9 protein-coding genes are annotated in these 13,968 nt (G+C 48.9%); 1 reads left to right on the top strand and 8 read right to left on the bottom strand.

What is annotated here, in order from left to right:
- Positions 1–18: 18 nt before the first annotated feature.
- The 6 genes from KS4_RS09085 to tig all read right to left on the bottom strand — a co-directional run bounded on the left by KS4_RS09085 (position 19) and on the right by tig (position 8,899).
- Positions 19–1,443, bottom strand: a complete 1,425-nt coding sequence (locus KS4_RS09085) for a PP2C family protein-serine/threonine phosphatase (RefSeq protein WP_200761112.1) — start codon at positions 1,441–1,443, stop codon at positions 19–21.
- 39 nt (positions 1,444–1,482) lie between these two features.
- Positions 1,483–2,568, bottom strand: coding sequence for a chorismate synthase (aroC, locus tag KS4_RS09080; RefSeq protein WP_145077234.1), 1,086 nt, complete (start codon positions 2,566–2,568; stop codon positions 1,483–1,485).
- An 86-nt stretch (positions 2,569–2,654) separates the two neighbouring features.
- Positions 2,655–4,997, bottom strand: a complete 2,343-nt coding sequence (locus KS4_RS09075) for a S41 family peptidase (RefSeq protein ID WP_145077232.1) — start codon at positions 4,995–4,997, stop codon at positions 2,655–2,657.
- A 252-nt stretch (positions 4,998–5,249) separates the two neighbouring features.
- Positions 5,250–6,569, bottom strand: a complete 1,320-nt coding sequence (clpX, locus tag KS4_RS09070) for an ATP-dependent Clp protease ATP-binding subunit ClpX (RefSeq protein ID WP_145077230.1) — start codon at positions 6,567–6,569, stop codon at positions 5,250–5,252.
- Positions 6,570–6,842: 273 nt separating this feature from the next.
- Positions 6,843–7,271, bottom strand: a complete 429-nt coding sequence (locus tag KS4_RS09065; protein WP_145077228.1) for an SHOCT domain-containing protein — start codon at positions 7,269–7,271, stop codon at positions 6,843–6,845.
- A 155-nt stretch (positions 7,272–7,426) separates the two neighbouring features.
- Positions 7,427–8,899, bottom strand: a complete 1,473-nt coding sequence (gene tig, locus KS4_RS09060; RefSeq protein ID WP_145077226.1) for a trigger factor — start codon at positions 8,897–8,899, stop codon at positions 7,427–7,429.
- Between the two features lie 458 nt (positions 8,900–9,357).
- Between tig and KS4_RS09055 the strand changes: the two genes are divergently transcribed.
- Positions 9,358–11,778: a glycoside hydrolase family 2 protein gene (locus tag KS4_RS09055; RefSeq protein ID WP_145081561.1), complete on the top strand. Its 2,421-nt coding sequence runs from the start codon at positions 9,358–9,360 to the stop codon at positions 11,776–11,778.
- A gap of 2 nt (positions 11,779–11,780) precedes the next feature.
- Here the strand turns inward: KS4_RS09055 and KS4_RS09050 are convergent, their stop codons facing one another.
- On the bottom strand, positions 11,781–12,719 hold the full coding sequence (locus KS4_RS09050) for a putative 2-dehydropantoate 2-reductase (RefSeq protein WP_145077224.1): 939 nt from the start codon (positions 12,717–12,719) through the stop codon (positions 11,781–11,783).
- 45 nt (positions 12,720–12,764) lie between these two features.
- Positions 12,765–13,886, bottom strand: a complete 1,122-nt coding sequence (locus KS4_RS09045) for a hypothetical protein (RefSeq protein WP_145077222.1) — start codon at positions 13,884–13,886, stop codon at positions 12,765–12,767.
- Positions 13,887–13,968: the final 82 nt, after the last annotated feature.

Here is a 13,968-nt window from a genome sequence, read left to right as displayed (position 1 = left end):
TACCAGAATTTTAAATGTTTATGGCTGCTTCATTTCGAGGACGAGGATGTCGTCATCGGGTGGGCCGGAACGGAAATCGCGTAGTGATGTAGCGATTGAGTCGAGGAGCTCGTTGATATCGGTTTTGGCGGGAGCGGAGCGGAGTATGTTGAGGAAGCCATCAACGTGGAGCATTTGATTGTCGCTGTTACGGGCTTCGATGACGCCGTCGGTATAGGCGATGATTCGGTCTGTGGATTGTATGTCGAGTGTGTTTTCAGCGGGTTTATAGAGTTCGTCGGGGACAACGCCGAGCATCATGCAGGTTGAATCGAGTTGAGTGGGGTTGGTGTCGATGTTTTCCGGTACAAGGAAAGCAGGGGGGTGCCCGGCATTTGCCCAGATGAGGTGTTTTTGGCCTGTGATCATTTTGATGGAAATTGCGGTGGCATATATGGATTGCTTTGCAATGGTGAGGTAGATGTATTTGTTGAGGGCACGGACAACACGAGCGGGGGAGGCGTCGGGCTCTTCGGCATAGAGGCGTTCGAGTTCGCCGTGGAGACGATTGACGGCGAGTGCGGCGGTGATGCCGTGGCCTGTGACGTCGATGAGTGTGGCGGTGAGTGAAAGAAGGTTTTTGTTGGCGTCGTGTTTGTGGCGGATGTAGAGGAAGTCGCCACCTATCTGCTGCATAGGCTCGAAGTAGTATCGTGCTTGGATCGGCGCGTCGGTAATTGGCTCTGGGAAGAGCATGTTTTGGATTTGCTGGGCAGCTTGGAGTTCACGCTTTAAATCAGTGTAACGTCTGGTGAGACGGCCAATGTAGAATTCGGATGAATATTTACGAGCGCGAGCGTAGCAGAGGAGCAGGCCAGGGGCACCGGCGAGGATGACAGTGATACATCGAACGAAGGTTTCGCCTGTCCAGGTGGTATTGGCGAGTGAAACCATGAAGATACCAATTACCCAGAGAGGGACAACGGCTTTGACGGCTTCGCGCGGTGGCCAAGGAATGAAGATACATGCGAGAAGATAGAGGGCGAGAACGCCGAAGCTAATGTCGGTTGGCTTAAGTGCTTCTGCAAAGGTTGTTGTTGTGTAAGCTGCTGAGAGGCGATATTCGATATAAGGCCCGATGGCGAGGCCAGAGATGCCGTAGATGGCGATGGTCCATGTTATTGCACGCAGGAGTTTTTCACGGTTAGGTTTTTTGTGTTTGACTGTGAAGTATGCTGCGACAACGGTCATGATTGCAGGCGAATTGCCTATAAGGAATGCGAGTGTGAGGCGTGAGAATTCGCCGTGTTCGTGCTGGTATAGATCGATTGAGAGGGAGATGATACTGATAACAAAGATGGCAAGGAGTGAGAAGATACAGTATCTGAGAAAACGGCGTGTGAGCCATGCATGCCACGTTTCATCGAGCTCGGACGTGAATTCTTGTGGTACTATTTCTGGCATAGCCATCTCGGTCTATTCATCGGGTAGGTGGTGGTTTGTTTATAGACGAGCAGCGCGTTGTCGAAGCATATGGTCAGCGAGGACGATGGCAAACATGGCTTCGCCCATGGGTGCGAACCTTGGAAGGAGGCAAGGGTCGTGGCGGCCTTTGGTTTGGATTTCGGAGGGGGTGCCTTGCTGATCGACGGTGGGTTGAGCTTTTGAAAGTGAGGAGGTGGGTTTGATGGCACAGCGGAGGACGATGGGGAGGCCAGAGGAGATGCCGCCAAGCATGCCGCCGTGACGGTTTGTTGTTGTGGTGATTGTGTCGTTGTTGTTAACGAAGATATCGTTGTTTTGTGAGCCTTTGAGGATGGCTACGCCGAAGCCTTCGCCGTATTCGACGCCGGTGACGGCGGGGAGGGTGAACATGGCTTTACCAAGGTCGGCTTTGAGCTTATCGAAGACAGGCTCGCCCCAACCAGCAGGGACATTGGTGGCGACGAGTTCGGAGATGCCACCGATGGAGTCTTCTTCTCGGCGCATTTGTTCGATGAGCGCGATCATTTCGTCTGCTTTTTGAGAGTCAGGACAGCGGACGATGTTGGCTTCAGTTTGCTCAAGGGTGACTAACTCAGGGTTAGGGATGTCGGCGGTGATGTGGCCGATCTGTTTGACGTAGCCGAGGATGCTGATGTCGTGGGTGTGCTTGAGGAGTTTTTTGGCGACAGCGCCAGCGGCAACGCGGACATTGGTTTCACGTGCGGATGAGCGGCCGCCTCCACGATAATCGCGGAAGCCGTATTTGGCGTCGAATGTGTAGTCAGCGTGACCGGGGCGATAGAGTTGAGCGATATTGCCGTAGTCATGTGAGCGCTGATCTTGATTACGGATGATGATGGCGATGGATGTGCCGGTGGTTTTGCCTTCGAAAACACCAGAAAGGATTTCGGGTGAATCGGCCTCTTTGCGTTGCGTGGTGACTTTGGATTGGCCTGGACGGCGACGTTCGAGGTCTGGGATGAGGTCATCTTCGGAGAGTGGGAGTCCTGCGGGGACGCCGTCGATGATGACGGTGTTGGCGCGGCCATGCGATTCGCCAGCGGTGGTGATACGGAAGATTTGGCCGAAGGTATTGCCTGCCATGTTTGTGTCTCGCGTTTAATGAACCTTGTGGGTGTTTCTCCGTGTAATGTGTATTTTAACGGATTTTGGCCACAAGGGTGAGTGAGCTATTCAGTAGTTGTGGGTTCGGCGGGCGCGAGTGCGGCTTTGAGAATGGAGGTGTTCGGCAGATCTTCGGATGCGATCTGAAGCTGGAGCCACAGAAGTGAGGCTTCAAGTTGCGGGTCGATACCTTCGATGATGATTTTTTGAGCGGTGGCGTTGTCAAGACGCTTTCTTTGCTCGAGTTTTTCAATCTCATCGGCATCGGGGTTTTCAACTTCAATCGTCTGGTCATCAATAGCGGCGGTGGGGTTGCCATCTTTGTCACGGATGATGTCGACCGCCTGGCGGTAGAGCAGGGCGTCGGCGTCTTCGCGTGTGGTCATGTCGATATTGATGTCGGGCTCGATGCCCCATGATTGCATGGTTGGTTTGCGGTGAATGATGCGGCCGGCTGGGAGCATGTAGTATTGCGTGGTGAGTTTGAGGTAGGCGGATCGTCTATCGAGGGGATAGAGATCTTGGACGGAACCTTTACCGAAGCTACGAGAGCCAATGATGGTTGCGCGGCCGTAGTCTTGAAGGGCGCCTGAGACAATTTCAGAGGCTGAGGCTGAGCCTTGGTTGACGAGGATGGCGATCGGGAATTTGGGGTATGTGGTTCTGCGTTTGGCTGTGGCAACGATTGATTTTTCACCAGCAGCGTTCACGGTGGAGACGATGGTGCCTTCGCTTAGGAAGCGGTCTGAGACTTCGACGGCAGAGGTTAAGAGGCCGCCAGGGTTGAAACGTAGATCGAGGATGAGGCCTTTAATTTGATGCTGTTTCTGTAGGTTTTGGAGGGCTTTATCAAGATCTTTTGCGGTTTGCGGGAGGAACTGTGAGAGGCGGATATAGGCGATACTGTCATCGGGGTCGATCCAGTAATCCCAGCCGCCGGTTTCGGTGTGCTCCCAGCCACGGATTGATTCGATTTCGATTTCAGCACGATTGATGGTGAAGTCGATCGGGTCGGCTTGGCCTTTACGCTCGATGGTAAGGGTGACGGGGGTGCCTTCTTCGCCTGTGATTTCACGAACCGCGCGGTCAAGGGACCATGTGGAGGTGTTGGTGCCATTCACTTTGGCGATGATGTCACCGGCTTTGAGGCCTGCGCGTTGAGCCGGTGTGTTGGCGAGTGGTGAGACGACGATGAGTTGGCCGTCTTGTCGAGAGATTTGGATGCCAACGCCGTAGAACTTACCTTCAGTTGAACGAGAGAACGTTTCGATATCTTCAGGCCAAATGACGGCGGTGAAGTCATCAAGTTGGCCCATAGCGCCTTCTGTTAGTTCGTAGACGACGATTTCATTGGGGAGATCGACGGTGATGTCGTTCATGCGCGTAATTTCATCGAGAAGCTTAAAAGCATCGAGGAAGTTCATTCGCTTGGCTGGGTCGTTGAGTCTGTCTTGAACTTGTGTGAGGTAGGTTTTGAATTTGTCGACTTGCGGTTGATTGTTGAGGCCTTTGAATTCGGATTTGAGGGCTTTGGTGTTGAGGAGTGTGAGGAGATTTTTGACACCGCCTCGTAGGAGCGAGGTGTAACCGTTAGAGCCGGGTTGGTTGCGGTCGATGTGACGGCTGACGGCTTGACGGAGTGAGTCACGCAGCATGATGCTGTTTACGTTTTTAAGCTTGGATTTCCAAGAGTCGATTTCGATATCGATGGGTTCGGGAGCGTCTTCGCCTTTTTCTTTGGCGCGTCGCTCAGCGCGAGCTTGATAGAGATTTTGGAGTTGTTGTGGTGTGTAGAGTTGAAGCACACGAACGTGGGCTTCCGCGTTTTTGATCTGATCGGTGTAGATGTTCTGATTTTCGAAGAGGAGATCGAGGAGGCGATACATGGAAAGGGCGTCGACCCAATTATCGTTGTCAACGGCATTTTGCCCGCGTTGTTCGGCGAGTGAAACGACTTCTAACGTTTCTGGTTTTTTGAGGAAGTCCGATTTATTAATGGCAAGCGAGTGCGCATCAATGGCCGCGACGAGAGCGTCTTCGAGACGCTGGTTGTCAATGGCTTCGGCCATTTTTGTGATTGCTTCATCATAAGCATCCTGGCGCGTATCGTAGCGTTGGTTTTGATGCTCTTGGTAGCGTTCGATGGCTTGCTCGAGACGTGTGTATCGCTGATTGTCGGGGTCTTGTGATTTGAGTTGATCGATTTGCTTGAGGAGCGCGTCGTAGTTGCCGGTGTCGATGATAGCGGTGTAGTTGGCGGCATCCGAAGATGTGGGTGCTGGGGGTGTTTCAATTGCAGAGGCTGTGCGAGAGAGTGAGAGAATGAGGAAGAGAGAAAGCAGAAAGACAGCGCAGCGTGTAAAGACTTGCTGGCAGGAAAAACGTTCAAGTCTGTTGGTCGTAGTCAAAATGCGTTCCTCGAATTTATCTTCAGATTAACTAGTATTCTTAATTTAAACCGTTGCTGACCATTAGAACATTAGGTCAGGTGTATGAGATCTTCCATAAGAACCATACGTGTTTGAGGGTGGTTTCGGTTCGTGAGCAGCAGCGTGAATGTAAGTTAGTATCGGCTGAATTTAAAAAGACAGTCGATCATTGCTGCGGCAATGATCGATGTCGTTGTAATTTAATTGATGTTAGCCGTATCGGACATTGATTTATGCGGATTCCTTAATGGGAACTTGCATATCAATGAGAGGCTTTTTGCCAGTAATTGCGGCTTCGTCGATGACGTATTTCGCACCCTTATTGTTGAGTTCGGGCAGGTCATACATCAGTTCGAGCATGATCTCTTCCATCACGCTTCGTAGAGCACGGGCACCGGTATCGCGAGAGATCGCGCGGCTGGCGAGTTCTTCGAGAGCGTCTTGGGTAAATTCCAGCTCGGCATCCTCGATGGTGAAGAAGTACTGGTACTGACGTACGAGTGCGTTCTTGGGTTCTGTGAGGATGGTGACGAGTGTTGAGATTTCCAGAGGCATGAGTGGTGTGATGATGGGGAGACGGCCGAGAAGTTCGGGGATCATGCCGAATTCGTGGATGTCCTCGTGTGTGATCTGGGTCATGAGGTATGAGGTGTCTGAGGTCTTGTCGTCGACGGTCTGTTCGGAAGCGAAGCCAATGGATTTGCGTCCGAGACGTTTGCGAACAATGTCTTCGAGGCCGACGAAAGTCCCGGCGACGATGAAGAGGATGTTGCTGGTGTCGATTTGGATGTACTGCTGCTCAGGATGCTTGCGTCCGCCTTGCGGAGGAACGTTGGCAACGGTGCCTTCGAGCATCTTGAGAAGTGCTTGCTGAACACCTTCACCGGAGACGTCACGTGTGATGGAGACGTTCTGGGAGGTCTTGCCGATTTTGTCGACTTCGTCGATATAGATGATGCCACGTTGAGCGGCTTCGATATCGTAGTCAGCAGACTGAAGGAGTTTTAGTAGCAGGTTCTCGACGTCTTCACCAACGTAGCCAGCCTCGGTGAGGGTGGTTGCATCGCCGATGGCGAATGGGACGTTGAGAGTTCGAGCGAGTGTACGAGCCAGAAGTGTCTTGCCAGAGCCTGTAGGGCCGATGAGCAGGACGTTAGATTTGTCGATTTCGACGGGTGTTTCTTTTTCAGTTGCGGCCAAACGCTTGTAGTGGTTGTGGACTGCGACTGAGAGGGCACGCTTGGCAATATCCTGCCCGATGACGTACTGATCGAGAAACTCTTTCAGTTGTCGAGGGGTTGGGATGGAGCCAATGGATGTGCGGCCAGCATGAACCCGGCGACGCTCCTGTTTAAAGATGTTCTGGCAGAGCTCAGTGCAGTTGGCGCAGATGTAAACATCATTGGGGCCTTCGACCATAGGGCCGACTTCGCGAGAGCTTTTTCCGCAGAACGAGCAAGTGGTTACGCGTCGGCCTTTGAAGCCGTCACCGCCACCGCCGTTGGAGGAGTTGCCGTTGTTACCGTCGTTATTTGAATTGGAATTAGCCAACCCGCCATTACCTCCATGGTCAGCAAGTTTGATTCGTCATGAGGCTGCAAAGTCATTTTTGTGCTTGGGGGCATAAAAAAAGCAGCGTCACGTATTTCTCGTTTACATTGTCTAAGTTGTGATCGTCTATCTGACGGTCAACCCTTAGTGAAATAGCTGGACGGACCGTTTATTTTGCAGTCTATCCGTGCTGATCGAGATATCATATCCGATTAAAAGAGATTGTTGTGGGTGAGGCTTCCCTAAATTGCCCAGTTTTTCTGCTGTCGCAGATTATTGATTGTCGGGGGGCATCTTATCGGAAGAATCGGGGGAAATATCATCGTCCGATTCGTCTTTCAAGTCCAGTAACTCATCGCCAAGGTCGAAATCTTCTGGGCGTTGATCATCATTTGCGGTGATATTGTCCCAGTTGTCACTCTCCTGACTGTCTTCAGGGGTGTGAAGTGCGGCCTTACCTTGTGCGATAATAAGGGCTTTTGCAGCGGCGAATTCGTCGTCTGAGAGTTCACCTTTTTTGTGGAGATCGCGAAGATCAGAGAGGGTGTAGCCGACGTTGGAGGTTTCTGTAGAGCGGTAGACAAGTTTTTTAATGATCGCGGCGACGATACCGAGGAAAATGGCGAGGCCCACGATAATGCCAATCATCTGAAGAACGTCGACCGATTTCGCTGGGATGTTTTGAGATAAAATGGAGATCATGAGCGTACCCTGAGATCGTAGTAAAGGAATTGGGGTATTTTACATCAAAATGTGGGAAGGTTAATGGTGATTTTGAGAATATCTAAGTTGAAGTAAATAAAAACCGGCTGCTTGAAGCAACCGGTTTTATTATTGGTCGAATAATGGAGAGTTAATTACTCATCATCTTTCTTTTTTGCTGCAGCTTTCTTTTTAGAAGCCTTTTTCTTAGAAGCTTTCTTCTTAGAGGCTTTCTTCTTGGCGGCAGGCTTTGCTTCTTTTTCTTTAGCAGCAACTTCTTCGATCTCGGCTACTTCGAGAATCTTGTCGAGCGTCTTCTGCTCGCGGATCTGGAGGTAGAGTTGTTCGATCTCGCCACGTTTCTGCATTTCCTGACGGAGTTTTTCTGGGCGACGGCCTTGCTGCATTGCGTACATGGCGATCTGGCCATTGATCTCGTTTTCGTTGACATCGACGTCGAGCTCGCGAGAAGCCTTATCGATGATGAAGAAGAGCTTTAGTTGCTTCTTAGCGGCTTCTTCGGATTCGTTACGTGACTCAGCAAGCTGATCGGCGATCTCGTTTTCAGATGTACCGCGGTAGAGAGCTTCCATGCGCTGGCGTTGCAGGACACGCTCGATCTGGCGGCCGGTGAGGCCTTCAGGAAGTTCGAGAGCAACTTTTTCGATGAGTTGATCGTTGACCTGTGTGTACATATCAGACTTTTGCTCACGGTCTTTTTGTGCAACGAGCATTTCTTTGAGCTTGTCACGGAAATCTGCTTCGGTTTCCATGCCGACGTTTTTGATGACTTCTTCAATTGGAGCTGGCTCAAGACGTTCAATTGCATTGATCTTGATTTCGATCGCGATTGGCTTGTCTTTGATGTCATCGTTTTCGTGGCTGGCTGGGCCGTCCATCTCGATGGAGAGTTCGTCGCCAACTTTCTTACCGGCAAGCTTCTTGCCGAGATCTTCGACGACGATGCCTGCAACGTGGCCTTTGAATTCAGCGTTTTCGCCGTTGACCATGATGTAGGTATCGTGGAGGTGGACGATGACTGCGTCTGCGTCGCCCTTTTTGTCTTGCGGGTAGATGTGAGCGTCTGCTTTAAGGAAATCGCCAGCTTCGATTTTTGCATCAGCGATGGCTGCTGCTTTACCGAAACGCTCGCGGTAGCGATTGATTTCTTCTTCGACGTCTTCGTCAGTCACTTCAGCGGCTACTTTGGTGACCTTGATGTCTTTGAATTCAGGGAGATCAACTTCAGGTGTGATTTCGACTTCGACTTCGAGGGTGAGGTCGCCGGACTCTGGGAGTTCAATCTTGTCGGCGTTTTTCACGTCTGGTTCGCCGATGACGTCGAGTTCTTTTTCTTCGATGGCTTGGGAGTAAGCTTCAGAAAGGAGTTGACCTTTAGCATCGTCACGGATGCTGTCGCCGAATCGTTTTTGCAGGAGCCGACGTGGAGCGCGACCGCGGCGGAAACCGGGGATTTGTGCATCTTCCTGGAGTGTGCCGAAAGTCTCTTCGATCTTGGTTTTGATGCGAGATTCCGGAATGACAATCTTGAGCATCTTGCGTGCTGGGCCACTGTCTTCAACGCTGACGTTGAGTTCAGGGCGATCTTCTTTGGTTGCTTCTGACATAAGTCTGAGCCTTTGCTTCCCGCAGGGTCGACAGACGGTACAGCTGTCTTAACCGAACGGTTTACTGTGATAAATAGTGGGAAAGCAAGGGAGACGTGGGGTAGGGTTTTAGGAAAGCCTGTTGGCTGCTCTATCTGACCCACGCCTGGCAGAAACCCTAGTTTCATGATCTGCCGGTACCTCAGATAGAGAGAGATATTATGGCAGCTAGCTAGTCATAGATCAATAACGGACGAAAAATGTTGGAAAACTGCAATGCGAGTGGGATCGTGGCAATGTAAATATAAATATATTAAGGAATTAGAAGAATATGGGTTTTGTATATTGAGATGATTTGATAGCATTTTTTGAGCCGATGCGCCTGCATTTGGTTTTGGTTTGCAAAATAAACATTTTGACTTCGTTTTATTCGGAGGTTTGCCTTGAGATTTCAGAGGTTATTGCTGTGCCTATCAGTCATGATGACGGCTTTCGTGAGTTCGCATAGTGTGGTTAGTGCGAAAGAGGGAGGGCAATCAACGCGAGTAACCAAAGGATGGTCTTTTCATAAGGGGGATTTGGGAAGTCCTTGGGAGGCGTGGCGAACAAGATTCCTTGTGGAGTGGGAGAGTGTTACGCTGCCTCATACGGTGAATGCTCTTGATTCGGTAGATCCGGACGTCGAGTATTACCAAGGCCCGACCTGGTACCGCAAGGTCATGAAGATCAACAACCCATATAAAAATGGGCGAACGGTTTTGCATTTTGAAGGGGCTGGTCAGAAATCAGATGTTTATGTGTTCACAGAAAAAGTTGGTGAACATGAAGGTGGCTATGATGAATTCAAAATAGACATCACTGATCTGGCTAAAAAATACAAAGATAAGAAAGTTAACCGTGGACGGGGTGTGCCAATCTTGGTTCGTTGTGATAACTCAAGAGATGTTGAGCGGGTTCCCTCGGACATGAGCGATTTCGTTCAATACAACGGAGTTTATCGCCATTTAAATATGCTGTATTTGCCACAAGTTTCGTTGAGTCAAGTTCACATTAAAAGTGATGTCACGAAGCAACAAGCAGTTTTAAGTGTGAAGGCTAAGCTGTACAACCCAGATGAGATTAACGAGGCAGTTAGCTATCGGGTTGAGATTTATGATCCAAACGGCCGTTTGATATTGACTGAAGAGAGTTCGAAGCCAATATGGAATGATGAATCGGTTTTAGCTGAATTTAAGATTGACAACCCAGAGCTGTGGAGTCCGGACAAACCGAACCTGTATACGTGTGTTACGAAAGTGATTCGCGGATCAGATGAAAGTGAACGTCGGGAGAAATTTGGCTTACGCTTTTTTGAGTTCGTTAAAAAAGGGCCATTCAAACTCAATGGCGATCGAGTTCTGATTAAGGGGACGCATCGACATGAAGATCATGCGGGTGTTGGGGCGGCAATGAGTGATGAACTGATCAAAAAAGAGCTTGAGTATATCAAAGCTATGGGAGCGAACTTCGTTCGTCTGGGGCATTATCAGCAATCCCGAGAAGTACTGAAATTGTGCGATGAATTAGGCTTGATGGTCTGGGAGGAAATCCCATGGTGTCGTGGTGGTTTAGGCGGTGAGCGTTATCAGCAAGGCGCGAAACGAATGCTGCGAAATATGATTAATCAGCATTACAATCATCCATCCGTGATTATTTGGGGTCTGGGTAACGAGAATGATTGGAAAGGTGACTTTGTAAAATTTGATAAAGAAGCAATCAGAAGTTTCATGCGAGAATTGAATACTGAGTCTCATAAACTGGATCCGAGTCGGATGACGGGTATCCGGAGATGTGCGTTTGCGGCAGATATTGTCGATGTCTACTCACCATCAATCTGGGCGGGTTGGTACCGCGGGAAATTTATCGATTATAAGGAAACATCGAACGCAGAGATCGCGAAGAACGATCGTTTCATTCATATGGAATGGGGCGGGAGCAGTCATGCTGGGCGTCACTCAGAGAAACCAGATGAAGGGTTAGCTGGCATCGCGACTGGGCAAGGCACGGATGAACGTGAAGGGGATTTCTTGATGTCGGGTGGAGCAGCCCGCGCATCGAAGGATGGTGATTGGTCAGAGACTTATATCTGTAATCTCATGGATTGGCATCTTAAAGAGCAAGAAACGATGCCGAATCTTACGGGCACCGCTTTTTGGGTATTCAAAGATTTCGCAACACCGGTTCGCCCTGAGAACCCGGTTCCAGACGTGAACCAAAAAGGTGTCATGACGCGTGATTTGAAGCCAAAGGAATCATATTACGTCTTCAAATCATATTGGTCTAACGAGCCGACATTACGGATTTATGGGCACAGTTGGCATACACGCTGGGGGAAGCGTGGCGAGAAAAAGATTGTCAAAGTGTATTCCAATTGCCCAGAAGTGAAGCTGTATCTGAATGGGAAATTTGTTGGAAGCAAGAAACGAAATTCACAAGATTTTCCTGCTGCTGGTTTGAGGTGGGGGGTCGTGTTTAGGCCGGGTAGTAATGTGCTAAAAGCTGTCGGTGAATATAACGGCGAAACTATTACGGATACGATTAAATTCAATTACGAAACACGATCATGGGGGAAAGTCAATCGCTTGAAGATTGATGAGATTGAACGTGATGGTGATATCGTAACGATTGAAGTGACCGCATATGACAAGAACAACGTGATGTGCCTTGATTCAAGAAATTACGTCCGGTTTACGATTGCTGGTGATGGAAAGCTAATTGATAATTTAGGCACGCCAGACGGTTCGAGAAAAGTTCAGCTCGCAAATGCTAAGGCTCGAATTCGTGTCAAACTGGGGAAATCTGAATCGGTTGTTGGCGTTGTTTCCAAGGATGTAAAGAGTGTATTTGTGACACTCAAATAAACTCAACTATCATCGTTAATGAACTTAAGCTGCTGGTAGAGGGTTTCGATTTTTGGAACCTGAATGCCAGCAGCCTTTGCATGTCGGACGACTTGGCCGTGAATGGCTTCGATTTCCAGTGGACGGTTTGCGTCATGATCTTGTTTCATGCTTGGATCAAATGGCTGCATGACTGTTGTTTTGTGAAGAATATCTTGCATGAAATCCTCAGAGATAACTCGATTAACCGAAGATTTGGCGGTAATGCCCACCTCAAGCATAAGCTGCCAAGCGAGTTCACGTATGTCTGGATGAGAAGTCAATTGTTTTGTATTTGCTCCAAGTACAACGGATAGGCCATTAAAGGGAATGTTAAAAATTAATTTTTGCCAACGTGCTAGCGTGAGATCTTCCATGAGATCGATTGGGATGCCTGTGCCGTCAAACATCTCTGCGATCATTTTAATTCGATCCGTGAGACCTGATATATAATTGTTTTCTCGATAATCGCCAACGGACATCCAGCCATAGTCCTGATGCTCAATTACACCTGGGCCTTTTTTGATAGAGCAGATAAAGCAAAGCCCACCTATGACGCGATTAGGTCCAACAATTTGGGCAATTTGTTGTTCGATACCAATGCCATTCTGAAGAGCGAAAACAAATCCATCGTCTTTTAGGGCAGGGGGCAGAAGTTCTGAAAGTAAATGATTGCTGGTTGTTTTGAGTGCAAGGATTAAGATGTCACATTTCGGCATCTCATGAACTGATTGGTACGCGTTGACATTGTTGAAGCTGTAATCACCATTTGGAGAAAGTACTTTCAGGCCATGAGTTTTGACATACTCAAAATCACTGTTCAGAAGATAATGAACATCGAAGCCTTGCTTTTGTAGTTGTGATCCATAGTAGCCACCGACGCCGCCGGTTCCGATGACTCCGATTTTCAGGTTGTTACGCATGATACTTCTCTGAGTGAATAAGGTTGCGTGTAGAGATGGATTGTATCACTCGATTGGCAGCTCGGCTATCGATTCTGGTGCGGAGCCATCTTTGGTTGTCGGGGTGACGCATGTTCTGTCGCCGCCGAAATATACAACAGCGTTGGATCTTGGGCAGACGATATCGACACGGCGTGTTTGATCGATGCTGAATTTGACTGATTGACTATTGTCATGTGGCAAGTCAACGGACGAGCCGGGGGTCAGTGTGATCTGAAGATTAATAATGCGCTTTGAGGTTTGTAGCCAATTGATAACAATGAGGTCGGTGGACGTGGCGGTCACCTGTATGGAATTTTCATTGCGGCATATTGCAAAGTAAGTGGATGTGTGGGTGTCGGTCACTTCGACTTCTTGTGTTTTGATCGGCTGATGTTGCCGGTTGAATAGTGCAACATATTTATCTGTATAATCCGCCAAAAAACCAGGAAGTTCGGTGATAATTTCTTGATCACCAGATTTAAAGCGAGTCTGCATGATAACAGGGCGGCCGATATGCTTTTCTAGTAACGGTTCGTATGCATTGCCGGCTGCACCAAGAACCATTTGACCGATCTGATCCATATTTCCTTGCTGCCCTGTAAGAGCGTTTTGAGGTGATGCTTTAGAAAGTTGGCCAAGTAAGAGTGAAAATGCTTTGCTGAATGCGTCTTTGAGTGTGTTGAGAATGTTGCGAAACCCACGAATACATTGCCGCAATAAGCCAGGTGAGAATGTACGTTTGATTTGTTTTTCTCGGGCTGAATTCTCTTTAGCTGATTGTGCGGAATTGACACGGCAAATGGCGGAACAATTTACAAGATCTATATCATAAATAAGTGAACTTGCTTTGAGCAGACCATCACGGGTTTCATGAATCTTGTCATAATTGATTTCAAGCCCACTGCTAAAAACAAAAAGATCACCCCACATCGCCTCACCTTTATTATTGATATAGCTGACGTGGTAGTCGTGCATCAGTTTGAGGCATTTGTCTCGTTTTCTTTGGGTTACGATCACGCCAATGACAGCTGAAATAAAGATGAAGATAACAGTAAGGCCAAAAGAACCTTGGATGAGGACGTGCCACCAAGGTTGAGCGGGTTCAGCTGCTGCTTGAGCAAGTGTAAATATTTGGGATGTGATCATAGATTGCCTGCTATTGCCATTGGGTTATTGATGCAGGAATATTGTAATGGAGGTATCGGACGTGTGGTGAAAAGCGCATAAA

Source organism: Poriferisphaera corsica, from assembly GCF_007747445.1.
GTDB lineage: Bacteria > Planctomycetota > Phycisphaerae > Phycisphaerales > Phycisphaeraceae > Poriferisphaera > Poriferisphaera corsica.
This window is presented reverse-complemented; position numbering and strand designations above follow the sequence as displayed.